Origin of the sequence: Streptosporangium brasiliense (assembly GCF_030811595.1) — a bacterium.
GTDB classification, from domain to species: domain Bacteria; phylum Actinomycetota; class Actinomycetes; order Streptosporangiales; family Streptosporangiaceae; genus Streptosporangium; species Streptosporangium brasiliense.
The window spans coordinates 6,965,379-6,989,828 of the sequence record NZ_JAUSRB010000002.1 but is presented as its reverse complement, the minus strand read 5'-3'; the positions used below and the strand labels follow the sequence as shown (position 1 = coordinate 6,989,828).

Genomic DNA, 24,450 nt, shown 5'->3' with positions numbered 1-24,450 from the left:
AGGGATATCTCACACAGCCGGCGAACCCCGCACGTCCTACAGCACGGTTCCGCACCGTGACGCGCCGGAAGAGGTACATCGGCCTCGGGGAACATCGGTACAGCGGTTGACGCCAAGCCGGTGATCTTGTTCAGTCCGGAACTCCGAGACCGGTGACGCGGTTCTCGTACTCGCGCCGGGCCTTGCGCTGGGCAGGGACGGTAGGGACAGTCGGGCAAGACCATCGACTGGGACCTGATCGCCCGCCACTACGACCAGATGATCAAATACGCGACCGCGCTGCGGCTGGGCACCGCCGAGTCCCACCAGATGCTGCGCCGCTTCGCCCACGGTGGCCTCAAGCACCCCACCTACCAGGCCATCGAGGAACTCGGCCGTGTGATCCGGACGATTTTCATCTGCGACCACCTCGCCGATGAGCGGCTGCGCCGCGAGCTCCACGAGGGCCTGAACGTGGTGGAGAACTGGGACTCGGCCAGTAAGGAGCTGTTCTACGGCAAGGCCGGCGATCTGACCGGCGATGACCGCGAGCACGTCGAGGTCTCCACCCTGGCCCTGCACCTGCTCGCCGCGACCATCGTCTACCTCAACACCCACCCGGTCCAGATCGTGCTGCGGGACCCGCCGTGGACCAAGCGGCTCACCGCCGCCGACCGGCGCGGGCTGACCGCACTGTTCTGGAGCCACCTGAACCTGTACGGCCGCTTCGAACTCGACATGAACAATCACCTGGACCTGGCGGCCGACGCCGTTCCCGGTCCGCAGGACCGGTGAGGCGGCCAGGCCGCCGCCGCTGTCCGGTCACTCCATGGCCGGGGACTGCGAGCCGTCGCCCAGAACCCGGTAGACGCCGGCCACCGAGGGGTGGCGCTCCTTGTCGGCCCTCCGCTCGGGTCCGTGACACCAACCCCAAAGTAACTCTCGGTAACTGGAGTAACTGCCAGTCGCTGCGGATGCTGCCACCACATCAGCATCGGCGGGCACTACAGCTTTCACCTACCCGACCTCGGCGGCAGCCACCGTCCGTTGCGTGACCCGGACGCCGAAGACGACGCACAGGGCTTGCCGCCGGCCGGGATCGGCCGCTGCACTGGGCGATCAGCCGGACCAGCCATATCCGCCCGATCTTTCCCCAGTACTACGGGGACCCCACCTCGATATCGAGGGTGTGCCCGACCCGAACACGTCCCCTGGATCGACCCGACCCATCCGGCCTGACGGACGGCCCGGTGTCAGCGGCTTCACCGCTCAGAAATCCTCCGCCACGTCGTCAGTTCTGGTAGCCCCTCGCCACCCGTGGAAGGATTGACGACCATGACCGACGCCAGACTGCTAGGCGACGACGAGGCCGCGTTCATCGCGGCGGCCCGCTCAAATGACGCAGCGCAGTTCGCGCTCATCACGGAGCGCTACCGGCGTGAGCTGCAGGTGCACTGCTACCGGATGCTCGCGAACTACGAGGACGCCCAGGACATGACGCAGGAGACGTTCCTGCGGGCGTGGAACAAGCGGGAGTCGTTCAAGGGCCACGCTGCGCTGCGGACCTGGCTGTACCGGATCGCGACGAACGCCTGCCTCGACTTTCTGGACAAGCGCAACGACCGCACACCCGTGCCTGCCGAGCTGCCGGGCGCGGACTCGGAAATGCGCTACCTGCAGCCCTACCCGGACCGGATGCTCCCGGAGGACCCGCAGGAATCGGTGGTGGCGCGGGAGACGATCGAGCTGGCGTTCATCGTCGCCGTCCAGCACCTGCCGCCGCGGCAGCGGGCGGTGTTCATCCTGCGCGACGTCCTCGGCTGGCCGGCGTCGAAGGCCGCCGACGCCCTCGAGCTGACCGTCGCATCGGTGACCAGCGCACTGCAGCGGGCGCGCGTGACGATGCGCGAGCAGCTGCCCGACCGCCGCCTCGACTGGCGGAGCCCCGCCACGCACGAGCTGTCGAATGACGAGCGCGGCGTGGTGAAGTCGTATATGGACGCCCATGAGCGCAACGACCTTGACGGGCTGATGGCCCTGCTCCGCGACGACCTGCGCTTCGCGATGCTGCCCGAGCCGGGCACCTTGATCGTCACGGCCAAGGACGCGGTGGACGGCTGGGTCTCCGGTGGGCTCTTCCAGCGCGGCTACGACGACTGGCGCTGCATCGCCACGACGGTCAACCGCATGCCTGCCGCCGTGCTGTACCTCCGCAGCCCCGACGACCCGGAGTACCGTTTGTTCAACATCGCGGTCCTGCACATCGTCGACGGGAAGATCGCCGAGCTCACCGGATTCGACGCCACCGACAAACCATGGCTGAGCCTGCCCGCGACGCTGTGATCAGACAAGTCCCCATCGGGTACGAGTCCAGCGCACGGGCCGGCGTCACCGTCGTCCTCATCTTCAGCGAGTCGGTCAACAGCTCACTCGGAACCCAAGGAAGGGCCGGGAAAAGGTTCCCTTATCGCCGAGGGTCACGGTGAGCACGCCAGGAAGGATTTCGACCTGGCCTTACGAGCCGAGCATCCGGCCCGTGCTCATCGCCTCGTCTCGTATCGGGTCAGCACCACGCCGCCGGGAAATGTCCGCGTCTCGACCAGGTTCAGGTTCACCCAGCTGTCCAGCGCGGTGAAGAACGGCGTGCCGCCGCCCACCAGGACCGGATGGGTGACGATCGCGTACTCGTCGATCAGCCCGGCCCGCATGGCCGCCCCGGCGAGCGTCGCGCCGCCGATGTCCATCGGGCCGCCGTCGTCGGCCCTGAGCCGGGTGATCTCGGCGACCGCGTCGCCGGTGACCAGGCGGGTGTTCCAGTCGACCTTGCCGATCGTCGATGAGAACACCGCCTTCGGCATGTCCCGCCAGCGGCGCGCGAACTCGATCTCCGCCGGCGTGGCACCCGGCTGCTTGTCGGCGGTCGGCCAGTGGGAGCTCATCGCCTCCCACAGCTTGCGCCCGTACAGCGCCAGGCCCGTCGCGTCCACCCGGTCGGACCACCACTGGAACAGCTCGGCGCTCGGCGACGAGTCCGGTCCCTCCCCCCCACTCCAGCCGAGGTCGTCGCCGGGCGCGGCGATGTAGCCGTCCAGGGTCACGTTCATGCCGAAGATCAGTTTCCGCATCGTGCCAGCCTTCCGTGAGTCGATCTCACACGTACAGACGGGCGCGGCGCGGAAACCTAATCGGTGCGCGACCTGCGTCCGCAGGTAGTCCTCGCGTTCCGGACTCAGCACGGCGTACTCGGCGGGCTCGAGCACCACCGACCGGATCTCGATTTCACCCTCGCAAACGCCTGGTCACACAGCTACAGCGCCGAGCCCTCTCACCGGGCTGGAGATCGCCAAGCAGTTCCCGACGCTGGGCATCTCGCCCGGCGGCCAGCGGCCGCGCGTGCGCCGCAAGATCCGCGAGTACCTACCTCTCTACCAGCGCCGACGCAGCTAAGCGTTGTTTTCAGCGCCTGCTGCTGAAGGGCCAGTGGGGTCCAGCACCTTGCGTGGGGCCGCTACTGGGCCACCGCGTAGTCCGGCCCGGTCATCGCCGGCCTCCAGCTCTGCGCCCCGAGGCAGTGCTGTCCGTGGACGTGAACAACGGCGGCCATGGCCAGGCCTCGGCTCTGCCGGTCGTTGCGGACCATGTACGGGATTTTGAGACCACGAGCAGCCCATGGCAGGCTCATGCCGCATGATCGATGAATTCGCGAAAGACAACCTGCACGGAAGACTGCGGCGGGACCGCAAGGCGCTGCTCTGGAAACTCGACGGCTTGTCCGAATACGACGCCCGCCGACCTTTGACAGCGACCGGGACCAACCTCCTCGGCCTGGTAAAACACGTGGCCACCGTCGAGGCCAGGTACTTCGGCGAGGTCTTCGACCGCCCTTCCCCGGAACCGCTGCCCCGGTGGCAGGACTCCAACGGCAGCGATCAGTGGGCGGCCGAGGACGAGACCCGCGAACAGATCATCGGGTTCTACCGGCGCACGTGGGACCACTCGGACGCGACGATCAACGAGCTTCCCCTCGACGCCCCCGGCCACGTGCCGTGGTGGCCGGAGCCTTATCCCAACACGAACCTGTTCGCCATCATGCTCCATGTCCTCAGCGAGTCCATCCGGCATGCCGGGCACGCCGACATCCTGCGCGAGGGCCTCGACGGCCGGACCGGGTTGCGCGCCGAACACGAGAAGCCAATCGACGAGGAAGCCCGAGCCGCCTACCGCGCGAAGATCGAGCAGGTCGCCAGGGCGGCCGCACCAATCAAGGCTTAGTTAGACATACCAGGCAGCCTGACATCAGCTCCCCTGCCGGCGCTTGCGATTTCCGAGCACCCCGGCCACCTGATATGCCCGCGTCACCCGATGTGGGCGTTCAGTCCACGCCTTCGTCGTCCTCGTCCAGCTCGGGCGCGTCCGGGTCGCACAGCGGGTGCAGGGCGCCGGCGGCCGGGGTCGAGGCGGTGCAGCTGTAGCGGCCGAGCAGGTTCAGGTTGCGGTGCTTGAGCGGGGGAGCCGGGTGATGTCCTCCTCGCGGATATCGTGGCCCTCGGCCTGGAGCTGGGCGACGGTGGCGTCGATGTAACGGGGCGTCCAGAGCACGATGGCGTTGAGGACCAGGCCGAGCGAGCCGAGCTGGTTCTCAACGCCGTCCCGGTACGTCTGGTGGATGGTGCCGCGCTTGCCGTGGCACACGTTCCGGGCCAGCTTGTGGCGGGATTCCTGGACGGTGAGCTGCCGGTTCCTCTCCTCCGGTAGGTGCCGTCGACCGGGTCGACCACGCGCAGCAGGTGCTCGGTCTTGGCGATCCGCCCGTACTCCGCGAACGCCGCCCCGAGCGGGGTGGGGCGGCCGTCGCGTCCGAACATGCGCAGCAGGTCGTAGGCGCGGACCTGGTTGGTGACCAGGGAACCGGCGACCTTCAGCATGTCCGGCCAGTGCGTGATCACCTTGTTCAGGTTCACGTGGTTGCGCGCCAGGTCCTCCACCGCGCCGTACGTACCCGTCTCGACGCCGGGCATGGTGGCCCGCCAGAACCGCTGGTCGTCCAGATCGCGGAACCGTGGTGAGAAGTTGTAGCCGAGGATCTTGAACAGGCCGAACACCATGTCGGAGTAGGAGGCGTTGTCGGTCGCCACCATCTCCGGCTTGACCCCGCCGTCCAGGTTCAGCAGCGCGTCCAGGATGTGCGGGAAGTCGCGCGGGGTGCCGGGGACGACCATCTGCCCGATGCCCGCGACCTGGTCGTTTACTGCGTTGAGCTGGGCAGGTCCTTCATCCGGGTGGTGCCGTCCCCGAGGTGGACGAAGGCGTCCAGGAAGCCGGTCCAGGCGTTCACCTCGAACAGCAGATCCGGCAGGTCGATCTTCGGGAGCATCCGCTCGACCCGGCGGCGCAGCCAGGTCAGGGACTTCGGTTCGCCGAGCGCGCCGAGCTTGTCGACGTTCAGCTTCACCCGCCCGTCGTCCTGCACCTCGATGGAGACCTTCGTCGCCGGCCCCGCCTCTTCCAGGCGCTCGGCGAGCTGCTTCCACCCGGTGTCCAGGCCCCGCACCAGCTCCGCCAAGTTCTCCTCGACGGGCATGTCCAGGCTCAGCCCGGCCAGCACGTCCTCCTCGACCGCATCCCAGTCGGGCCCGTCCAGCAGACGGGCCCGCGGGTCGGACCAGCGGTACGAGGGCGAGGCGAAGACGTCGCGGTTGTTCAGGGCCCGGTGCAGCTGCTCCAGCACGCACACCACGTACGCGTCCCGGTCGACCGCGCCCTGGGGCACCAGCGAGACCACCGTGGCCGCGGCGGTCATCACAGCGGCGCGCGGGGCGACTTCCTCCAGCGCCGCCCACAGCGCGGCCACGTCCAGGTCCGCGCCGTGCTCCTCGACCAGCTCCAGCTCCTCGAACAGCACCTTCGCCGCCCGTGCGAGCGTGCGCGACGCCTTCTCCAGCTGCGGCAGCGTGGACAGCCGCTCCTTCTCCGTCTTCCGCTTCGCCGTGTTCAACAGCCGGGTGGCCATGAGGACCTGGAACAGGTCCAGGGCCTCATCGATCGCCTTGGCCTCAAGGTGCCGCATCGCCGCGGTGAGCATCGCCGTGCGCTCCGGTTCCGGCGCCCGTTCCAGCAGCGGCGCCTTCGACCCCAGCGCGTACCGGGCCAGCGCCGCCGTCCGGTCCGGCGGGATCTGCGACAGCTTCAGCCGACCGAGCCGGTACGCGCCGATCTCGTCCACCCGCTCCAGCGCGCGGGCGAACGCGGTGCCCGTCGTCCGCGTCGGCGGCCGGCGCAGCCGCTCCAGCCCCGAGAACCGGGAGCCTTCCGCCGGGCCTGCCGCCTGTGCTGGACGCCATGATCACCGGCTTGGCGTTAACCGCTGTACCGATGTTCCCCGAGGCCGGTCCTGGCGGGCGCCGGGATGTCGCCGACGCAGGTCGAGGCCGTCATGGGCATGTCGACGGGACTGCGGGAGGGGTACGTCCCCGAGCAGCCGCGCACCCCGGCGACGACGACCGGCACCACGCTCGGCTCCTGGGCCTGGGCGGAGCTGCGTCCCGCCTGGCAGGGGCACGACGAGGACGGCGGGTGACGGACCGCCGTCCTGGAAGTCCCGGCCCGGGAGAGCGCGGCGGCCATCGCCACCGCTGAAGGCCCGGCCTCCGGCAGGTGGCATGCACCGGTAGGCGCGCGTTCACCCCGTTGTCGATCACTCGTCGCCGGCGGCGCGTAGGGTGGGCCCCCGATCGGGGCGGACGGAGGGCGATGGCGCGGGAGTTCTGGGCGGACGACACGTCGATGGCCAACGCGGCGTACGCCATGGACGAGTCCGCGGAGCTGTTCGGGCGGCACGTGGACGCGCTGCTGGGCTCCCTGGCGGGTGGCGGACGCTCCCCGTGGGGCATCGGCGTGCTCGGCATGGCAGTGGACGAGCTCAACCTCCTGGTCGGCGAGGCGTGCACGCGGCTGCACGAGAGCATGGTCAGCGCCGGGGCGGGGCTGCGGGACATGGCCGCCGTACGCCGCGCGGCCGAACGGGCGTCGGTGATCGACCCTTCATGACGGTGATGCTGCCGCCGCCGCTGGAGATCGCCTTCCAGGCGCTCGGCGTGCCCTGGCCCACCCAGGACGAGGACCGGCTGCGCGATTGCGCGGCGGCCTACCGCGAGTGCGCGGCGGCGCTCGCCGTCCAGGTCACGCCGCTGGTGCGCGAGTCGCTGGGCCGGGCCGCCGGCGGCAACGCGGGGCTGCACATGGAGGCGGTGGCCGCGTTCTGGGACGAACTGGATCAGGAGGACGACCGCTCCGGTCACCTGTCCAGGGTCGGCACGACCCTGCACGCCCTGGCCGACGCGCACGAGGTGGCGGCGCGGTTGGTGGAGGCGTTGAAGGCGGTGCTGATCGCGCTCGCCGGCGGGGTGGTCGCCGTACTCGTCTGGGCGATGGCGGCGGCCGCGGTGAGCGGGGGAGCCGCGGCCCTCCAGTCCAGGTCCGCGCTTCTGTCGTTACGGGTCTCCGCCACGCGCTTCTGGCAGACCTTCGCCCGCGAGCTGGAGCGCTTCCTCGCCCGCGATCTGGCCATGGGCCTCCGTACGCTCCTCCACCCCGTGCGCAACGCCCGCAAGGCCCGGACCCTGACGAAGGAGCGGGCGGCCGGACGGCCGGTCAGCGCCGCCGAACGCGACCTGCTGACCAGGCTGAGCAGGGTACGGGAGAAGGACATCGCCCCCTACCCGCACGCCGGCGACGACGGCGTCCATCTGATCACCTTCGACGACGGCGGCCACGCGATCTACAAGCTGGCGCCCGGCCGCAGCCCCCGGGAGACGGTGCCGAGGTCGGGCATGCCGCGCCGCGAGGCCGAGTCGTACCGCTTCAGCGAACGCCTGGGCTGGGACCTCGTGCCGCCCACCACGACCTGGGACGGCCCGTACGGGCACGGTTCGGTGCAGCTGTGGGTGGAGAACGCGCGCGGGGGAGGGAGGTGGGCCTTTCCCGAGATCCAGCGCGAGCGCGCGGCCGTCTTCGACTACGTCACCGGCAGCCTGGACCGGCATACGGAGAACTACCTGACCGACGCGGCCGGTGACCTCCGGCTGATCGACAACGCGTTGTCGCATCCGCGGTCGCACACCCGGGCCATGCGCTCGCCGTTCGTCGTGGCCTACCGTGACGAGCCGCTCAGCCCCGGCGTCCTCGCCGACCTGCGGGCGCTGGACTTGGAGGAGGAAGCGCGGGTACTGCGTGAGTCCGGGTTCGGGCACCGGGAGATCAGGGGCAGGCTCCGACGGCTGCAGGAGCTGCGGGAGGAGGGCATGATCACGTCGTCGGCGTGGCGCGGTCACATCCAGTCCGGCGACGGCTGGTGACGGCGCGCGGCAGCTTCGTGAACGCGGTGAAGCGGTCGATCCGGTGGTGCCGGCCACAGTGGTCTCCCGGAGGGCTGAAGGGGTCCCTGACGGCCGTATCGGTACACAAGGTGAGGGGCTACCGTCTCGCCGCGATCGTGCCGTGACGCTGACCTGCAGGAATGGGCCGGTGGCGGCGCCTGCAGAGCGTCCGGGCGGGCCCTGGTCGGCTGCTGCGGATCGGGTCCTGCGCTAAGCGTCCTTTCCGGTAAAGATCCGCTCGTGACTGCCGCTCTGCCCGATCGGGCCACCATGACCGTCGCCGAGACCACCCTGGCGCTCGGCGTGCACCGTGACGCCGCCTACGACGCCGTCCACCGCGGCGACCTGCCCGCCATCCGTGTCCCCACCGCCAAGCTCGCCGACCTGCTCGGCCTGCCCTGGCCACCGCCCGCCGACCAGTAAGCGACCGCGGGCCCTCCGGCACGCGTGGACGCGTGCCGGAGGCTGACGGACCCTGCGGAAACCCCGACACGAAGGAGATGAGACTCATGGGCCCACCGACCAAGCTCACCCCGCAGGTGCAGGCCGGCTTGCTCGCCGCTTTGCAGGCCGGCCACAGCATCGCCTCGGCCGCCGAGCTCGCCGGCAGCTGCGAACGCACCGTGCACACCTGGCGCGAACGCGGCCAGGCCGGTGACGCCCCCGAGGAGTTCGCGCAGTTTGCGCAGGCCCTTACGCGGGCGCGCGCGAAGGCCCGCGACATCCTCGTGGCCGCCGCGTTCGCCGACGCGGTCGGCGGCGTCGAGATCCAGCGGACCATCCGGCCCGATGGCACCGAGGAGGTGCGTACCACGCCGCGGAACGGCCGCCTGGCCCTGGAGCTGCCGGCCCGCATGCATCTGGACTGGCGGCCGGTGAAGGCGGTGGAGATCTCCGGCCCCCAAGGCGGCGCCGTGGCGGTCGACCACACACCGAGGTGATCGAGCGTCTGGCCGCCCGCATCAAGGAAACGAGAGCCCGACACGAGCAGTGGCAAGCCCAGCAGAGGCAGGCACCGGCCGGGGTCCCGGCCTGATCCGTCGTCGACCGCGGCGGCTGCCGGCGGACGACGGAACCCGGGCCGGGGCTGCGTCGCGGCGACCGCGGGCCAAGCTCCGTCGAGTGGGACCGGCCCCTGCCCATCGCCTGGCCGTCGCACCGGCCCCGAGTATGGCCGTCGCTCCCCGCTCCTCAAGGCCGCACCCTTCGCTGCGCTCGGCTGTGGCCTTGACCGCCGGAATCGATGATCTGCAGGGTGCTCCGCGGGCGGTGGTGATCCGGTTGGCGAACCAGCTCGCGCTGCATCCGGGGGTGCTGGACTTCTACGGTCGTCCGCAGCCCCGCAGTGATCATCTGAAGCTGGTGGCGGGCTATCTGGGGTGGCGGCAGCCGAAGCCGGCCAGTGCGCCGATGAAGGAGTTGGAGCAGTTCCTGCTGGACCGGGCGATGGAGCATGATGCGCCGTCGCTGCAACGGAGGCGGCGCTGGCGGAGCGGGCCCGGCGAGGCGAGGCCCGGCAGGTGCTGATGGAGCTGATCTTGCCGGTGTTGGCTGCCCCGTCTGTCCCGGATGAGCAGGTGGGCGGGATGCCACGCGAGAGCATCGGGATGCAGCGGCTGAGGGAGATCGTCGCAGAAGGGTGGAAGCCGCTGCCGCGCGACCGCGGCCGGCTCTCGGCGCTGGCTTCCTCCTACTCCTACCTTCGCCAGTTCACCCCGAGGTCCTTGCGGCGGTCGACTTCACCGGCGGCCCTGGCACCACCGACCTGATGGACGCCCTGAAGATCCTGCGCGAGGTCAACCGGGCAGGCGGACGGAAAGTCCCTGCGGGCGTGCCGACCTCGTCCGTACCGTCCCGCTACGCCGGCTACCTCGCGGCCGCCCGCAAGGACGGCGACTCGTCGGCATCACTGAGACCAGCTGGTGTCTGCGCAAGCGTCAGGCCGATCCGCCGCCGGGGAACATCGACGAAGCTGATCCTCACCATCAGGATGTCGCCCACCTCCACCTGGTTGCCCGCGAGCTCTGTGTTCTGCACGAGACCCTCGAAGCCGTTGTCTCTGTCCTCCACGCGAACGAAGACCCCGAACGGCACGATCTTGGTGACCGGTCCACTGACAAGCGAGCCGATCTGCCGCTCAAGCTCAGTCAACGGATCATTCTGCAGCGCCTTCAGTGACAGCGCCACCCGCCCGCGTTCGGTATCCACGTCAAGAATCTCGGCGGTGACCTGCTGCCCAACGGAAACGACGTCACCGGGGTGGCTGAGGTAACGCCACGACAGCTCAGGAATGTTGATCATCGCGGTGAATCCGCCGATATCAACAAAGGTGACGCCGGAGTCAGCGATCTCGATCACCTTTCCTTCGATGTGCTGACCCCGGTGCAACGTGCCCAGGAAGGTCTTCTCCGAGTTGCTGAGGGCAGGCTGCTGCATGCCCCCACGTTCTCATGCGGACGCGACCGCAAGCGATCAACCTGCAATGGCAGTCATCTTCATGACCGCAACGCCGGATACCGCCTGGACTACTGAGTACTACTCCCGCGCCGTCCTCGAACTCCGTGCCCAAGGCCGCGACGTCCCCGACGAACTCCTCTCGCACGTGTCGCCGGGCCGCAGCGACAACATCAACCTGTTCGGCACCATCGACGTCGATATCGACGCTGAACTCGCCGAACTCGACGGCGGCTGGCGGCCGCTGCACCCCACCCAGCTCAACGAGCTGGGCCTGTCCTTCTTGATCTCACCGTAGGACGTCACCGCTCGCTGGGCAGCCTGGCGCCGGGGCCGGCTCCTGAACATTCTTTTGTCGCGTGGCCTATGCTGGACGCATGATCAAGAGAATCGAGTCCTCCATCCGCCTGTGAGCGAGACGCCCAAGCCTGGACTGCTCGGAAACCAGACGAGCCTGTACGACCACGCTCTACGGCTCCACCGCCTGTATCCCGATGCCGCGCTCTCGAATGACGGCAAGCCCTACCCGGTCAGCGATGCCCATCGCCGGCGGGTCCGCGAGTCACAAGACGACCGACGACGCCAGGGCGCCGGAGCGGCCATGATCCTGGATGCGTTTTTCACGCGCCCCGACGCCGCCCCACGAGACTTGACCTGGGCCTTCCACGACGTCGACGTCCCCATCCATTTCAATGAGCACATCACTGCAGCCGCGCTGCGCGCCGACCTCGAAGGAGTCCAGGAGACCGGTCGCTGGCTGGTCCGCAACAGCTCTGACGAATGCTCGACGATCATCGGCCTCGCCCTGCTCGCGTCCGACTGGGACGGGCAGGACATCGACCTGATCAAGCACATCGGCCTGCTGTCGGAGACTTTCGGTCCCCTGACGGCACACGCGCTGAAACGGCGGATGGGCGGCGGCCAAGCACTCCTGTGGCTCGCCCGGCGCACCGCAGGGTGGGGCCGGGTCTACATCGTCGAGGCTCTGTGCCAGGTCGGCGGATTCGCCGCCCGCCCTTGGCTGTTGCGCGAGGCCATCGACGGCGACATCCTCAACGGCTACTACGTTGGCGCCGTCGCCAAAGCCGCCGACGTCCATGAGGCCATCACCGCACCTGACCCGGACGATGACCTCATCGACCACACCGGCCGCCTGCTCAGCCTCATGGCGAACAACAATGGTATGGGCCAGACCTGGAACGGCTATCACGCGATCCGCCGGGTCCTAGACGCCCATGTCACCCACCTGGCCAACCAGTACCTGACCATCCTGCGACGCGACGATTGGTCGGCCGCAGCGCGCGCAGACCTCGACCCCACCGACGAACGTTCAGCCTGGTTCCTGGAGACTCACCCGCGGCGGCCAGCCGTGGATCAGCGTGCCCAAGCTGGACAAGCAGGCCGAGCCGACGGACCTTTCCGCGCTCAAGGCCGAAGTACAGCGCCGCTGGGGCACCATCGACCTGCTCGACATCCTCAAGGACGCCGCGTTCCTCACCCGGTTCACCGATGAGTTCTCCTCGGTGGCCAGCCGCGAGGTACTGGACAAGGCCACCCTGCACCGGCGGCTGCTGCTGTGCCTGTTCGCGCTGGGCACCAACATGGGCATCCGGCAGATGGCCGCCACCGGCGAGCACGGCGAGGACGAGGCCGCCCTGCGCCGCGTCCGCGCGACCTACATCACCCGTGACAACCTGCGCGCGGCGATCGCGTGCGTGGTCAACGAGACGCTGGCCATGCGGGATACGGCCTGGTGGGGCGAGGCGACGGCCACCGCCTCGGACTCCAAGCGGTTCGGCTCGTGGGAGTCGGACCTGATGACGGAGTTCCACGCCCGCTACGGCGGCTACGGCGTGATGATCCACTGACACGTGGACAAAGGCCGCGCCTGCATCTACTCCCAGCTGAAAAGCTCCTCCTCCGAGGTCGCGGCGATGATCGAGGGCCTGCTGCGGCACTGCACCGACGCGAACGTGCAGGCCAACTACACCGACACTCACGGCGCTTCCACCGTCGGGTCGCCTTCACCGAACTGCTGGGGTTCCGGCTGCTGCCGCGGCTGAAGACCATCGGCTCGATCCGGCTGTATGCGCCCGAGGCAGGCCCGCACCGTTGGCCGCGCCTGGAGCGCATTGTCAAGCAGCGGCCCATCGACTGGGACCTCATCAGCCGCCACTACGACCAGATGATCAAATACGCGACCGCGCTGCGACTCGGTACCGCCGAGGCCGAGCAGGTGCTGCGCCGCTTTGCCAAGGGCGGCCCCAAGCAGCCGGTCTACCGGGCCATGGAGGAGCTCGGCCGGGTGGTGCGCACCATCTTCGCCTGCGACTACCTGGCCGGCGAGGACCTGCGTCGCCAGATCAACAGCGGCCTGCAGGTGGTGGAGAACTGGAACGGCGCCAACGGCAAGATCTTCTACGGCAAGGAAGGCGTGCTCACCGGCCCCGACCGCGAGCACGCCGAGGTCTCCATGCTGGCGCTGCACCTGCTGCAGTCCTGCCTGGTCCTCGTCACCGCCCGGCTGCCGCCCGAGCGCCCGCCACCACGACCCTTTGACGGCTTTGCCGCGGTAGACGACGTCGTGACGGCGCGCCGCCACCCACGCGGTGACGGCCTGCTCAACCTTGTCGCGCGGGCGCCTCGTCGTAGGCACCGCCGAAGATGCGGCTCTCCCAGAGCCACCGGTCCCCGGCCGGGATGGGCGGTCAGGCCCCCCGTGGCCGGTCCCGGTGACGAACGGGGACAGGTAGACGCCGTCCTTGCCGGCCTGTCGAGGACCGCCAGCTCGCCCATCAGGCGGTCGGGATGGAAGTTGAGCGTCACACGCAGCCCGGGATCGACCGGGCCGTGACGTGGCTGATGGGGCGTGCGCGTGCCGTACCCGACGTGTCTGTCGTCATCATGACCCGTCGGACGCGTGCAGGACAAAGGCCAGCACATCGGCGAGCAGTGCCTGCTCCTGGTCTCGGGTCGAGCCGGCGCCATGGCCGCCGTGCTCCTCGACGCGCAGCAGCACCGGCCGGCCGGAGGCCGTGGCCGCCTGCAGGCGGGCGGCCAGCTTCGCCGGCTGCCACGGCGGTACCCGCGCGTCGCGCAGGCCGGTGGTCAGCAGCACCGCCGGGTACGGCACGCCGTCGCGAACCCGCAGGTAGGCGTCGATGATCAGCAGGGCACGCAGGCCCTCCTCGGTGGTGACGCTGCCGAACTCGGGCACGTTGATCGGCCCGCTCTCGGTGAACTCGTTGCGCGTGGCGTTCACCGTCGGCATGTGCATCGCCATGGCCGCCCACAGATCGGGGCGGCGCACCAGCGCGCCGCCGGTGGGGATGCCGCCGCTGCTGGCGCCCTCGGCGGCCAGCCGTCCCGGACGGGTGTAGCCGAGGGCGATGAGGTGTTCGGCGCAGTCGATGAAGTCCGTGATGGTGGCCTCCTTGCGCTCGCCGCGCCCGGCCTCGTGCCATTCGCGGCCGTAGGTGCCGCCGCCGCGCAGGTGCGCGACGGCGTAGACGCCGCCACGCTCGTACCAGGCGAGCATCTCGGGACGGAACTCCGGCAGGTCGATGAACCCGTGGGAGCCGTAGCCGGTGAGCACGGCCGGGTTGTCGCCGTCCAGCTCCAGGTCCTTGTGGTGGATGACGGTGAGCGGGATCGGCGTCCCGTCCTGCGCGGGCGCGTACAGGGTGCGGGCGTGCACGTCGCCGAAGTCCACCGGTGAGCGGGGCGCCAGCCCGGTGTCCTGGAGGGACCGGCCGTCGTAGCGGTAGAGCCGTGGCGCGTCGGTCCAGCCGGCCACCAGGAGCAGGGCTTCGGGCCGCTCGGGGTGGGTGGTCCACTCCAGGATGGCGCCGTCCACCGGCATCGGGAGGTCGGCGGGCTCGCCGCCGGACAGGGGCACGTGCCGTATCCGGCTGACGCCGCCGTCGAGATCGCGCACCAGCAGCCGGTCGCCCACCACCCGCACCGTCTCCACCGCCCGCTCACCCGCGGGCACGACCACCCGGGCTCGGGACAGATCGGGTGCGGCAAGCGGAACGGCCAGCACGCGGGAGCGCGGCGCGTCCCGGTGGGAGACCAGGTAGAGGGTGTCGTGGCTGGTGGCGAAGGCGGTTACGCCGTCCGCCACGTCCGTGACCTTCCGCCACGGGCAGGCGTCCGGGTCGGCCAGCCCGGCGCGCGGCGCCACATACAGCGTGCAGTCGCTCAGCTGCTCGCTGGTCCAGGGCCAGGGGCTGAGCGCGCCGTGGGAGATGATCGCCAGCATCCACTCGCCGTGTGGTGGCACCACCAGGAAAGGCCGGTCCTGCGGGGTCAGCTCGATGTAGGGGTTGAGGCCGCGGGCCAGCACCACCGTGTCCTGCGCCGGGTCGGCGCCCAGGTGATGCAGGAAGGAGCGGCTGTCCAAGCGGTGCTGCTCCACGTAGCGGTGATAGACGAACGACTGGCCGTCCTCCAGCCAGCTCAGGAAGGCGAAACGCGTCGTAGGCGGGACCGTCTCCCGGAGGGCGCCGGAATCGGCGTCGATCACGCGGATGGAGCTGTCCTCCGAGCCGGAGGCGGAGACGGCGCAGGCGACGTGGCGGCCATCGGGGGAGGGCACGTACCAGTCGATGGCGTGGTGCCCGTCGCCGGGCACCGTGCCGGGATCGAACAGGACCCTGCGCGCTCCGTCGGCCTCGGTCACCGTCAGCACCGGCACGCGGGCATCCGGCTCGCGCACCAGGGCGAAGACCCTGTCGGCTGCCATCGCCAGGCCGAAGCACCGCGTGAGCGCACCGCCCAGTTCACAGATCCGGGTCAGCAGGCCGGAGCGGTGCGGCAGGGCGTCCAGGTGCTCACGGGCGTGCCTGGCCTGGCCGTCCAGCCAGTGGCGGAACTCCTCGCCTCCGGTTTCCATCCACCGGTAGGGGTCCTCGAGTGTGATGCCGTGGAGGGTCTCGCGCACGACGTCCACCCGGGCGATCGGGGGTTCGGTGATGTCACTCATATGCGCATGATCATATGCCGGAGATCCAGTGACTCATCGGACATTGGATCACGCGCCCCTCCGCCGGGCTCGCCTGACGGGCCATGCCGAGTAAGCAACAGTCACAGCCTCTGACCAGCCCTATTAACCCTTTCCGGCGTACTTGGTCTGCCCCCCTTCCAGTGCCGCCGGTCGGCTGGCTCGCAGCTCGCGCAGCTCCGGGATGTGGTTGTAGAGCGTGCCGGGGCTCACGCCGAGCAGGCGCGCGATCGAGGTGATGGAGTGTTCGGGGTTGGGCAGCAGGTCCCGGGCCGCCCGCAGCAGGTCGGGGGTGACCACGGTGGGCGGGCCGCCGATCCGGCCGCGGGCCCGGGCGGCGGCCAGGCCCTCGCGGGTGCCGGCGACGATGAGTTCGCGGATGAACTCGGCCAGCGCGGCGAAGACGTGGAAGACCAGGCGCCCGCCCGGGGTGGTGGTGTCGAGGCTCTCATGCAGGGAGGCGAAGCCGATCTCGCGGCGGCGCAGCTCGCCGACCATGGCGATCAGGTCGGCCAGCGCCGCTGGTCACTTGGTCGGTTCGTAAACCGTGACGACGTGGCTCGCCTGCGCCGGTCCGGTCTGGCCGCCGCCGGCCCAGTGCGCGGTGTAGGTGTACTCGCCCGCGCTCAGTACGTCGGTGAACATGTACGACGCACTGGGGTTGATCCCTACCGGCCACTGCACGGTTTCGCCGTCATTGCCGCTGCGGGTGCGCCGGACGGTGATCGTGCCGCTGCGCGGCGCGGTGGCGCCCGTCACCTGGAGCTGTCCGCTGAACACGAGCCTCGTGCCGGCGGCCGCGCTCGTGGGCCCGGTCAGCGTGAGCGTGGTCACGTATCTGACCGCCGTGGTGAGGGAGGCCTTGCTCCAGCGGTGGCTCTCGTCGCCGTTCCAGAGCACGGTGTAGGTGAGCTCCCCCCCGATCGGTGGCGTGTCGGTGATGGTGAAGGTTCCGTCCGCCGCGGTGGTTGCGCTGGGCAGTTCCGTGCTGGTTCCGTCGGGCAGGGTGCGGGTCACGGCCAGCGGTTGCGCGCCCGGCACGGTCCCGTCGTCGAATGCCAGTCGTCCCGTCAAAGTGAGCGGTTGCTGCGCGGCCCCGCCAGGCTCGGCTGTCAGCGTCAACGTGGAGGCCGGCAGAGTCACGTCATGGAGCCGCCACAGGTAGAGGTGGTCCGAATCCGTCTTCAGCAGGCTGAAGATGTCGCGGCCGGAGAAGGCAGCACTTCCGTTGACTATCTCACCTTTCGGGAGGCTTGCGGCATAGATCTCCGCGCCCGAGGCCCTGTCGTACAGCGTCATCCCGCCGGCGGTGAGCTGATTGCGCCCGCCCGCGATGTAGGCGCCGTCCGGGCTGATGGCGACGGTTGCTGGGTATCCCTCAGCCTCGGGACCTTTCTCGTAGCTGTGCACCAGGGCCAAGGTGGTGGCGTCCCACATCTCGAAGGCGTCCGGAAGCACGAACGCCGAGATCACGTGCGAGCCGTCCGGGGTGACGGCGACATCGTTCAACCGGCCGTGGGAGTAGGTGTGCCCGTCGATCTCGCCGCGGAAGACGGGAGCGGCACCGCTCACGTCGTAGACGAACAGGTCAGCCGGACTGCCGCCCCCTTCGCCGACCACCAGCGTGTTCCCTGCCGCCGCGAGGTACGGGCCCGACTTCAGAGGAACCTCGAACGGCGCTGGCTCCGGCGTCGTCACCGACAGATCGAGACCGAGGGCGCCGGACGCACCGCCGCAACCGCCATAGCCAACCCACAGCCGTTCGCCGGTGAGCGCCAGGCTCGATGGGCATCCGTAGGCGGCGAGGTCGACGCGCCGGGTGATCTCCAGCGTGGCGGTGTCGATCTCGGCCACCTCTCCCGAGCCCATCAGCGCGGCGTACAGGCGGGTGCCGTCGGGTGTCATGGCCAGGCCGTACGCGCCGGACAGGCCGGTGATGGTGCCCTCGACCTCGCCGGTGGTGTCCGCGATGACGATGCGATCGTCGATCGAAACGGCGACCTTGTTGCCTCCGACGACCAGGTCGGTGCTGTAGGAGAAGGCGCCGAGATCGGTCACGGAGTCCTCGGCCGAGGCTGCGGGGACGGGGGCGATGAGTAGGCCGGCCGTCAGGGCCAGGACGCCGGCCAGCGCGCCCGGCCATGACAGGGCGGATCTACGAGGTGTCACGGATAAGAAGCGCACGTGAAGCTCCGCTCGCAAAAGGTCCCGTAAAGGTAAGGATGAGCCGAAACTCCTTGATCAAGCCAGAAAGGCACACTTGAAGTCAAGATCTACTTCAGTAGTCACCGACGGTCAGGCCGTATCCGTCCTCCACCGTGTCGGCTTCTGAGAGTTCCTTAGCGGTCGGGGCCCCGCTCGGGTCGGCGCAACCAGCCCCAAAGTAACTCTCTGTAATACCTCAAGGCCGCCACGTGACAGTCACGGATGAGCGGTACTGAACCGTAGCGACCTCGATGCGGGCAGGGTGCCTCCGAATCTTCCAAGCGATCGGGGGAGAAGGGATCCCTGCCGATGCGCGGAGAGTGGGAGCTGGAGGACCTCATCGAGTGCTGGACACTGGATGAGGCCGAGGCCGAACTGCTGGCGAACAAGAGCGGCGCCACCCGTCTCGGGTTCGCGTTGATGCTGAAGTACTTCGAGCTCGAGGGCCGCTTCCCGCGCCGGGAGGACGTGCCGAAGGCCGCGGTCGACTACATGGCGGGCCAGGTGAAGGTCAATGCGACGCTGTTCGCCGAGTACCACTGGTCAGGCAGCACGATCGAGTATCACCGGGCGCAGATCCGCCGGTTTCACGGCTTTCGTGAGCCGACAGTCGCCGACGAGGACAAGCTGACGTTCTGGCTGGCCGACGAGATCTGCCCGGTGGAGACGTCGCGGGAGCGGCTGCGGGCCGCGCTACTGGCCCGCTGCCGGGAGGAACGGACCGAGCCTCCCACGCCCAAGCAGGTCGAGCGGCTGGCGGGCGCGGCCGAGGCGCTGTTCGAGCGGGAGTTCACCACCAGCACGACGCGGGACTTGCCGGCCTCGGCGGTGGCCGCCCTGAAGGACTTGGTCGCGGTTCCCGACCCTGAGCCGGAGGGCGAAGGCAAGGCTGGCACGGCCGCAGTGCGCAGCTTCCTGCAGGAGCTGAAGGAGGACCCGGGACCGCTACAGCTGGAGACGCTGCTGGCCGAGATCGTCAAGCTGGAGCGGGTCAAGGCGATCGGGTTACCGGAGGGCCTGTTCGAAGGGGTGGCGGAGAAGGTGGTGGGGGTGTGGCGGGCCCGGGCGATGCGCATGTACTTGTCCGATTTCGCCGCCGCGCCGGAGCCGATCAGGCTGACCTTGCTGGCGGCGCTGTGCTGGGTGCGCAAGGCGGAGATGATCGACGGCCTGGTGGAGTTGCTGATCCAGCTCGTGCACAAGATCAGCATGCGGGCCGAGAAGAAGGTCGAGAACGAGCTGAGCGGTGAGTTCCGGTGGGTGCAGGGCAAGCACGGCACCTTGGCCCGGCTCGCCCAGGCGGCGCTGGACCTGCCCGAGGAGCTCGTCCGCACGGCGATCTACCCGGTGGTGGGCACGGCCACGCCGGCCGACATCGTGGCCGAGGCCAAGGCGAACGAGAAGGAATTGCGTACCCGGGTGCGGGTCAAGCTGCGCGGCTCCTACTCGCGGCACTATCGGCGCGGCCTGCCCAAGCTGCTGCGCGCGCTGGACTTCCACTGCAACAACACCGCCTTCCAGTCGGTGATGGACGCGCTGAAGCTGCTGGAGCGCTACGCCGATTCGGAGGCGGTCTTCTACGACCGCGCCGAGACGGTCCCGATCAAGCATGTGGTGCCCGAGGACTGGCAGGAGGCGGTGGTCGACGAGCGCGGCCGGATCGAGCGCATCCCGTACGAGCTGTGCGTGCTGGTGGCCTTGCGCAAGGCTATCCGGCGGCGAGAGATCTGGGTGGAGGGCGGCAAGGTCTGGCGCAACCCCGAGGCGGACCTGCCGGCCGACTTCGACGACAACCGGGGCGTGCACTACGAGGCCCTGAAGAAGCCCCGTGATCCGGCGGCGTTCCTCGCCGACCTGCAGTGCCGTCACACCGCTGCCCTGGACCGATTGGAGACGGCGATGCGCAAGGGCACCGCCGGCGGCGTGAAGATCACGCGGAAGAAGGGCGAGCCGTGGATCAGGGCCCCGCCACTGGTCAAGCAGGAGGAGCCGACGGGCTGAAGGCGGAGATCTCCCGCCGGTGGGGCGTGATCGACCTGCTGGACGTGCTCAAGGACGTCGCTCACGTCACCGGCTGCACCGCCGCCTTCACCTCGGTGGCCTCGCGCACCGCCATCGACCCTGCGCTGCTGCAGAGACGGCTGTTGCTCTGCCTGTACGGGCTGGGCACGAACGTCGGGGATCAAGCGGGTCGCCGACGGCGTGGCCGCGGCCGCGCTGCCGTCCGGGCAGCTCGACAACGAGGCGGCGCTGCGGCGCGCCCGCCGGCTGTTCATCAACCGCGCCAACCTGCGCGAGGCGATCCGCCTCATCGTCAACGCCACCCTCAAGGCGCGCGACACGATGCTGTGGGGCGAGGGCACCTCGTGCGCGTCCGACTCGCGCAAGTTCGGGTCGTGGTCGGCGAATTTCATGACCGAGTGGCATGAGCGCTATCACGGGCCGGGAATCATGGTGTACTGGCACGTCGAACGGCGGTCGGTGTGCATCTACAGCCAGGTGACCAGCACGACCGCCTCCGAGGTGGCCTCGATGATCGAGGGCCTGCTGCGGCACCTGACCGACGCGGAGCTCGATCGTCAGTACACCGACACCCACGGCGCCTCGATCGTCGGGTTCGTCTTCTCCGAGCTGCTGGGCTTCAAGCTGCTGCGACGGCTGAAGAGCATCGGCCCGGCGCGGCTGTACCGGCCCGGGACCGGCGAGGACGAGGCTTGGCCGGCGCTGGAGGCGGTGCTGTCGAACAAGACCATCGACCGGGACCTGATCGCCCGCCACTACGACCAGATGATCAAGTACGCGACCGCGCTGCGGTTGCTTACCGCCGAGTCGCATCAGATGCTGCGCCGCTTCACCCGCGGCGGCCCCAAGCACCCCACCTACCAGGCGATCGAGGAGCTGGGCCGCGTCGTCCGGACGATCTTCATCTGTGAGTATCTCGCGGATGAGGAACTCAGAAGGGAGATCAACGAGGGCCTGAACGTGGTGGAGAACTTCAGCTTCGCAAGCAAGGACCTGTTCTACGGCAAGGCCGGCGACCTGACCGGCGACGACCGGGAGAACGTCGAGGTCTCCGCGCTGGCGCTGCACCTGGTCGCGGCCGCGATCGCCTACCTCAATACGCACCTGATCCAGATCGTGCTGCGCGATCCGGCCTGGCGGAATCGACTGAGTCCAGCCGACCGGCGCGGTCTGACCGCGCTGTTCTGGTCCCACCTGAACCTGTACGGCCGCTTCGAGCTCGACATGAGCCACCACCTGGAGCTGGACGGCGTTCCGCTCGGGCGGCCCAGCGCCCCGTGACGCACGGGGCCGACAGGGCCACCCTGTCGTCAAACCGCCAACAGCGCGCGCCGAGTTGGACGCGGGTAGCTGATATCCCGCCTCAGGGTCTATTTGGCGGCTGGCGCCACGTTGGTCAACGGCACCCTCGGTTGGGGGTTCCATGCTCCGAATGCTGGTGTCAAGGCGTTGTTGATGTTGCCGAATCGCCCTGCTATGGGGCCTTGAGTGCTCTTGTCCGCTCCGGCATCCGGGCGTTTGGATCAGGTGGGGTGATCTTCCGCGGTGTGGACATGCGGTGGATTTTGGGTGTGTTCCTGGTATCGCTGCCTGTCCCGCCCCTTTCGATTCGTCGCGCGGGTCGCCGGCCTGCGCCCGTCAGCCAGAACAAGGAGTAGCGGCCTATGCCCTCGCTGACCTACACCGTTCTCACCGATCCTGTGTCGCTGGAGGCTTCGGAAAAGGAGAGGTCCCCGTCCAAGGGGACGGTGTATCTGATCGTCACCAACCTCACAGAAGCGGTAGTGGACTGGTCGACGATCGAGGTGACGGTGCCGGTCGGCGACGGCGCCTATACCCTCACCCCAGATACCGGCACCATCACACCCTCCGCCCAATACATCAATACCACGACGAACACGCCGACCTCGGTGACCTTCGCCCGGAGCGGCGACAATGGCTTCCGAGCCACTGCCCGCGACCGTAGTGAAGCTTTCTATCCCGGCGACTGCATGATCTTCACGCTGGCCGATGTCACCCTCAGCGTCGGCGCTGGGCCGGTGGTGTTGCCAGTGACCGAGACTCTCGTCACCCAACGCGATCCGGATCCTCCCACCTACGCGGCGGTGGTGGTGGTGAAGACCACACCCCAGCGGCTCCCCGCACCACATAACTTCCGCGCTGACACGGCTCTGCTGGACGCCGGAGACACCCTCACGCTGAGCTGGGAGGGGTCCGACGACTTCGACTACAAGATCGAGTTCCCGGGCGGGTCGCAGCCTATCCCCAAAGGCCAGCGATCCTGGCCGGTGTCGCCTGCCCCGGTGCGGGCCACCACCTACACCCTCCTCGCCACCTCCCGTACCACACCTCAACAGGAGCATGCCCTCACCACGACCGTTCAGGTGCGCTTTCCCGTCCTGGAGACCCTCACCGCCACCACCGGCATCAACACCCCGCAGGTGCAGGGGAAGAACAACACCGACGGGAAGATCACCTTCACCGGCACGGAGGTCGGGATCTCCGACAACGTCAAGGTCAAGGGGATGCTGACGGCCGCCAATGCCAGCTTCAGTGACACCGTGACGGCTCGCAGGGCCGACTTCAGGACGGTCGCCACCGACCGGGTACAGGGTACGGGCGCCGACAACGGGTGGCTCGAATTCCGCAAGGAAGGCGTGACCATCCACCGGGACAACGAACCAACCCTGGGGGTGGTGTACGCCGATCAGGCCGACCTGGACATCGTGAAGGCCAGAGTCGTACGCGGAAGACAAGACGACGAAGGCTCAGTCACCTTCGGCACGGAAGGTCTGACCGTTCATCGGGCGAACGGCGAGACCAGGGGGTCGGTCTATGCCGACCGGGGCGACTTCAACGGCATCAACACCGGATGGCTGCAAGGAAACAAGAACGAGGGAAAGCTCAGCTTTCACGGTTACGGGTTCCACGTCAACACAGGCGACGGAACGCCTGGCATCCTGGTCGCAGACGAGGTCCGCGTGACAAAGGTAACCTGCGCCACGGTCAACGGCCACAAAATGTGATCAGCCCAGCCGACCGATGACAGTCCTGCGCCCTGGCCGCTGCGACCCTCAGACCGGCCCGAGCGCAGGACCCCAGGCCATCTCGTGCCACCAGGTACAGCGGGCGTTGTGGTCACCTACGACGCATTGCTGGACAGCCAGCCCCATCTTCCGGAACTCCGCCTCCTGATCCTGGCCGGTGCACATATCCGTTCGCCGTGCACCCCACCGTAAGACTGGCTCTCCATGTACGCGATAATGATCTATTGATCATGGCGGCGCGGCGACCGGGAGAACCCTCCACCGGGGCGGTGCGCGACTCCGGCACGTTATCCGGTACATCGCCGCAGCCGTCGCCTGGCGGTCGGCATGAGCGCCGCGCCGAAGATCACCGCTCTTCACGGTGGAGGCGTAACCCTCGCCGAGGCCGCCGACGCCTTCCTCGCCACCGCGCGCACGGCCAACCCCAACACCCACCACGCCTACGCCTCGGCCATCGACCGCACCATCGAGCGGCTCGGCCGCGACCGGCCGCTCGCCGACGTCGCCGACGCTGAGATCGGCGCCGCGCTCACCGAGCTGTGGGGCCGATGCGCGCCGGCGACCTGGAACCGCAACCGCGCCGCCGTCACCTCCTGGCTGACCTGGTGCCAGACCAAGAAGCACTGGGCCGCCCCGTCGGTCCCGGCCGACGCCGAACGCCGCAAGGAAACCGCCGACGAGACCCGCGCGGTCGCCAAGACCACCATCCACCGGCTGCTGCCCCGCCGCGACATCCCGCTGCGCGAGAAGACCCTGTGGCGGATGCTCTACGAGACCCGCGGCCCGGGCCGCGGACTCATCATGGGCAAGACCCGGCACAAGAACCCCCGCACCGCCATGCGCTACGTCAACCCCGGCCCTGAGGCCATCGCCAAGGTCATCGAGGTCCTGACGCCCCGCCGCCGCACCCACTGATCAACCAGTGGGGACTGGCCGGAGCTGTAGGAGTTCCGGGCCGTCACGGATCACTAACAGGCGAAGAAGCCCCAGGTCACTACCGCTAATTTCTGCACTCAGCCTCCTTGAATGCCGATCAGAGACTTCGGCAAGGCCTGGAGCCCTATGGCCAGCACGCTGGTGCGAGGCTTTCCCTGCAGCCGTTCGATTCGGCGGCTCCAGACGCACAGGGTGACGAAGACTACAGAGTTACTTTGGGGCTGGTCGCGCCGACCCGAGTAGGGGGCCTGGCGCAGCGGCGCCGACACCTGGACCACCGCCCAGCGCAAGGTCTTCGCCAACGACCTGGAAAACCCGCAGCTCATCGCGGTCAGCGCGGCCAGTAACCGGGCCAAGGGCGACCAGAACCCCGCCCAGTGGAAGCCCGCGCTGCGCGGCTACTGGTGCACCTACTCCCGCGCGTGGG

At 69.0% G+C, this 24,450-nt stretch carries 24 protein-coding genes and 2 pseudogenes; 18 read left to right on the top strand and 8 right to left on the bottom strand.

The window, feature by feature from the left end; genetic code table 11:
• Positions 1-222: 222 nt before the first annotated feature.
• Positions 223-774 carry a Tn3 family transposase gene (locus tag J2S55_RS40720; RefSeq protein WP_306875815.1) on the top strand — a complete coding sequence of 184 codons (552 nt, stop codon included), beginning with the start codon at positions 223-225 and terminating at the stop codon, positions 772-774.
• 540 nt (positions 775-1,314) lie between these two features.
• Complete coding sequence (locus tag J2S55_RS40715) at positions 1,315-2,322, top strand: RNA polymerase subunit sigma-70 (protein ID WP_306872294.1); 1,008 nt, start codon at positions 1,315-1,317, stop codon at positions 2,320-2,322.
• 197 nt (positions 2,323-2,519) lie between these two features.
• On the opposite strand, the gene J2S55_RS40710 is transcribed toward J2S55_RS40715, so the two are convergent.
• Positions 2,520-3,104: a dihydrofolate reductase family protein gene (locus tag J2S55_RS40710; protein ID WP_306875812.1), complete on the bottom strand. Its 585-nt coding sequence runs from the start codon at positions 3,102-3,104 to the stop codon at positions 2,520-2,522.
• A 383-nt stretch (positions 3,105-3,487) separates the two neighbouring features.
• Complete coding sequence (locus J2S55_RS40705; protein WP_306872292.1) at positions 3,488-3,619, bottom strand: hypothetical protein; 132 nt, start codon at positions 3,617-3,619, stop codon at positions 3,488-3,490.
• Positions 3,620-3,666: 47 nt separating this feature from the next.
• Between J2S55_RS40705 and J2S55_RS40700 the strand changes: the two genes are divergently transcribed.
• The gene (locus J2S55_RS40700; RefSeq protein WP_306872289.1) at positions 3,667-4,251 is read left to right on the top strand and encodes a DinB family protein; all 585 of its coding nucleotides are present in this window, start codon (positions 3,667-3,669) and stop codon (positions 4,249-4,251) included.
• 213 nt (positions 4,252-4,464) lie between these two features.
• Here J2S55_RS40700 and J2S55_RS40695 read toward each other — a convergent pair.
• Both J2S55_RS40695 and J2S55_RS40690 read right to left on the bottom strand, forming a co-directional pair.
• Positions 4,465-5,198 (bottom strand): annotated as a pseudogene (locus tag J2S55_RS40695) (Tn3 family transposase).
• A gap of 26 nt (positions 5,199-5,224) precedes the next feature.
• Positions 5,225-6,202: a hypothetical protein gene (locus tag J2S55_RS40690; protein ID WP_306872286.1), complete on the bottom strand. Its 978-nt coding sequence runs from the start codon at positions 6,200-6,202 to the stop codon at positions 5,225-5,227.
• 183 nt (positions 6,203-6,385) lie between these two features.
• Between J2S55_RS40690 and J2S55_RS40685 the strand changes: the two genes are divergently transcribed.
• The 7 genes from J2S55_RS40685 (at position 6,386) to J2S55_RS40655 (ending at position 10,123) form a co-directional block, all read left to right on the top strand.
• The gene (locus tag J2S55_RS40685; RefSeq protein WP_306872284.1) at positions 6,386-6,556 is read left to right on the top strand and encodes a hypothetical protein; all 171 of its coding nucleotides are present in this window, start codon (positions 6,386-6,388) and stop codon (positions 6,554-6,556) included.
• Between the two features lie 173 nt (positions 6,557-6,729).
• Entirely contained in the window at positions 6,730-7,026 is a 297-nt protein-coding gene (locus tag J2S55_RS40680) for a hypothetical protein (RefSeq protein ID WP_306872282.1), read from the top strand.
• Positions 7,023-8,333, top strand: a complete 1,311-nt coding sequence (locus J2S55_RS40675; protein ID WP_306872279.1) for a protein kinase family protein — start codon at positions 7,023-7,025, stop codon at positions 8,331-8,333. Before J2S55_RS40680 ends, J2S55_RS40675 begins: the two co-directional genes overlap by 4 nt.
• A gap of 261 nt (positions 8,334-8,594) precedes the next feature.
• Positions 8,595-8,777: a helix-turn-helix domain-containing protein gene (locus J2S55_RS40670; protein ID WP_306872278.1), complete on the top strand. Its 183-nt coding sequence runs from the start codon at positions 8,595-8,597 to the stop codon at positions 8,775-8,777.
• 86 nt (positions 8,778-8,863) lie between these two features.
• Complete coding sequence (locus J2S55_RS40665; RefSeq protein ID WP_306872276.1) at positions 8,864-9,295, top strand: hypothetical protein; 432 nt, start codon at positions 8,864-8,866, stop codon at positions 9,293-9,295.
• A 286-nt stretch (positions 9,296-9,581) separates the two neighbouring features.
• Positions 9,582-9,881 carry a DUF4158 domain-containing protein gene (locus tag J2S55_RS40660; RefSeq protein ID WP_306872275.1) on the top strand — a complete coding sequence of 100 codons (300 nt, stop codon included), beginning with the start codon at positions 9,582-9,584 and terminating at the stop codon, positions 9,879-9,881.
• Positions 9,875-10,123: a hypothetical protein gene (locus J2S55_RS40655; protein ID WP_306875932.1), complete on the top strand. Its 249-nt coding sequence runs from the start codon at positions 9,875-9,877 to the stop codon at positions 10,121-10,123. The genes J2S55_RS40660 and J2S55_RS40655 overlap by 7 nt, the downstream gene beginning before the upstream one ends.
• A 97-nt stretch (positions 10,124-10,220) precedes the next feature.
• On the opposite strand, the gene J2S55_RS40650 is transcribed toward J2S55_RS40655, so the two are convergent.
• On the bottom strand, positions 10,221-10,790 hold the full coding sequence (locus J2S55_RS40650; RefSeq protein ID WP_306872273.1) for a S1 RNA-binding domain-containing protein: 570 nt from the start codon (positions 10,788-10,790) through the stop codon (positions 10,221-10,223).
• A 46-nt stretch (positions 10,791-10,836) separates the two neighbouring features.
• Here J2S55_RS40650 and J2S55_RS40645 point away from each other — a divergent pair, with 46 nt between their 5' ends.
• The 4 genes and pseudogenes from J2S55_RS40645 to J2S55_RS40630 all read left to right on the top strand — a co-directional run bounded on the left by J2S55_RS40645 (position 10,837) and on the right by J2S55_RS40630 (position 13,662).
• Entirely contained in the window at positions 10,837-11,106 is a 270-nt protein-coding gene (locus tag J2S55_RS40645) for a Tn3 family transposase (RefSeq protein ID WP_306872271.1), read from the top strand.
• A 111-nt stretch (positions 11,107-11,217) separates the two neighbouring features.
• A complete protein-coding gene (locus J2S55_RS40640) occupies positions 11,218-12,321 on the top strand; it encodes a hypothetical protein (RefSeq protein WP_306872268.1) in 1,104 nt (367 codons plus the stop codon).
• A gap of 10 nt (positions 12,322-12,331) precedes the next feature.
• Positions 12,332-12,871 (top strand): annotated as a pseudogene (locus tag J2S55_RS40635) (Tn3 family transposase).
• On the top strand, positions 12,766-13,662 hold the full coding sequence (locus tag J2S55_RS40630; RefSeq protein ID WP_306875809.1) for a Tn3 family transposase: 897 nt from the start codon (positions 12,766-12,768) through the stop codon (positions 13,660-13,662). The pseudogene J2S55_RS40635 and the gene J2S55_RS40630 overlap by 106 nt, the downstream one beginning before the upstream one ends.
• 48 nt (positions 13,663-13,710) lie before the next feature.
• Here the strand turns inward: J2S55_RS40630 and J2S55_RS40625 are convergent, their stop codons facing one another.
• The 3 genes from J2S55_RS40625 to J2S55_RS40615 all read right to left on the bottom strand — a co-directional run bounded on the left by J2S55_RS40625 (position 13,711) and on the right by J2S55_RS40615 (position 17,871).
• Positions 13,711-15,795, bottom strand: a complete 2,085-nt coding sequence (locus J2S55_RS40625; protein WP_306872266.1) for a prolyl oligopeptidase family serine peptidase — start codon at positions 15,793-15,795, stop codon at positions 13,711-13,713.
• Positions 15,796-15,918: 123 nt separating this feature from the next.
• Positions 15,919-16,317, bottom strand: coding sequence for a recombinase family protein (locus J2S55_RS40620; protein WP_306875806.1), 399 nt, complete (start codon positions 16,315-16,317; stop codon positions 15,919-15,921).
• 21 nt (positions 16,318-16,338) lie between these two features.
• Complete coding sequence (locus tag J2S55_RS40615; RefSeq protein WP_306872263.1) at positions 16,339-17,871, bottom strand: YncE family protein; 1,533 nt, start codon at positions 17,869-17,871, stop codon at positions 16,339-16,341.
• Between the two features lie 456 nt (positions 17,872-18,327).
• Here J2S55_RS40615 and J2S55_RS40610 point away from each other — a divergent pair, with 456 nt between their 5' ends.
• From J2S55_RS40610 to J2S55_RS40590, 4 genes are all read left to right on the top strand, one after another.
• Complete coding sequence (locus tag J2S55_RS40610) at positions 18,328-20,019, top strand: DUF4158 domain-containing protein (protein WP_306872261.1); 1,692 nt, start codon at positions 18,328-18,330, stop codon at positions 20,017-20,019.
• 201 nt (positions 20,020-20,220) lie between these two features.
• Positions 20,221-21,321, top strand: coding sequence for a Tn3 family transposase (locus J2S55_RS40600; RefSeq protein ID WP_306872259.1), 1,101 nt, complete (start codon positions 20,221-20,223; stop codon positions 21,319-21,321).
• Positions 21,322-21,704: 383 nt separating this feature from the next.
• Positions 21,705-23,066: a hypothetical protein gene (locus tag J2S55_RS40595; RefSeq protein ID WP_306872256.1), complete on the top strand. Its 1,362-nt coding sequence runs from the start codon at positions 21,705-21,707 to the stop codon at positions 23,064-23,066.
• A gap of 348 nt (positions 23,067-23,414) precedes the next feature.
• Positions 23,415-24,002, top strand: a complete 588-nt coding sequence (locus J2S55_RS40590; protein WP_306872254.1) for a site-specific integrase — start codon at positions 23,415-23,417, stop codon at positions 24,000-24,002.
• The last annotated feature ends 448 nt before the right edge of the window (positions 24,003-24,450 follow it).

What these genes read in the sequence shown, in the direction of transcription:
- J2S55_RS40715 (WP_306872294.1), top strand. Translation starts at nt 1,315, where the DNA reads ATGACCGACGCCAGACTGCTAGGCGACGACGAGGCCGCGTTCATCGCG.
- J2S55_RS40710 (WP_306875812.1), bottom strand. Translation starts at nt 3,104, where the DNA reads ATGCGGAAACTGATCTTCGGCATGAACGTGACCCTGGACGGCTACATC.
- J2S55_RS40705 (WP_306872292.1), bottom strand. Translation starts at nt 3,619, where the DNA reads ATGGTCCGCAACGACCGGCAGAGCCGAGGCCTGGCCATGGCCGCCGTT.
- J2S55_RS40700 (WP_306872289.1), top strand. Translation starts at nt 3,667, where the DNA reads ATGATCGATGAATTCGCGAAAGACAACCTGCACGGAAGACTGCGGCGG.
- J2S55_RS40685 (WP_306872284.1), top strand. Translation starts at nt 6,386, where the DNA reads ATGTCGCCGACGCAGGTCGAGGCCGTCATGGGCATGTCGACGGGACTG.
- J2S55_RS40680 (WP_306872282.1), top strand. Translation starts at nt 6,730, where the DNA reads ATGGCGCGGGAGTTCTGGGCGGACGACACGTCGATGGCCAACGCGGCG.
- J2S55_RS40675 (WP_306872279.1), top strand. Translation starts at nt 7,023, where the DNA reads ATGACGGTGATGCTGCCGCCGCCGCTGGAGATCGCCTTCCAGGCGCTC.
- J2S55_RS40665 (WP_306872276.1), top strand. Translation starts at nt 8,864, where the DNA reads ATGGGCCCACCGACCAAGCTCACCCCGCAGGTGCAGGCCGGCTTGCTC.
- J2S55_RS40650 (WP_306872273.1), bottom strand. Translation starts at nt 10,790, where the DNA reads ATGCAGCAGCCTGCCCTCAGCAACTCGGAGAAGACCTTCCTGGGCACG.
- J2S55_RS40645 (WP_306872271.1), top strand. Translation starts at nt 10,837, where the DNA reads ATGGCAGTCATCTTCATGACCGCAACGCCGGATACCGCCTGGACTACT.
- J2S55_RS40625 (WP_306872266.1), bottom strand. Translation starts at nt 15,795, where the DNA reads ATGAGTGACATCACCGAACCCCCGATCGCCCGGGTGGACGTCGTGCGC.
- J2S55_RS40610 (WP_306872261.1), top strand. Translation starts at nt 18,328, where the DNA reads ATGCGCGGAGAGTGGGAGCTGGAGGACCTCATCGAGTGCTGGACACTG.
- J2S55_RS40595 (WP_306872256.1), top strand. Translation starts at nt 21,705, where the DNA reads ATGCCCTCGCTGACCTACACCGTTCTCACCGATCCTGTGTCGCTGGAG.
- J2S55_RS40590 (WP_306872254.1), top strand. Translation starts at nt 23,415, where the DNA reads ATGAGCGCCGCGCCGAAGATCACCGCTCTTCACGGTGGAGGCGTAACC.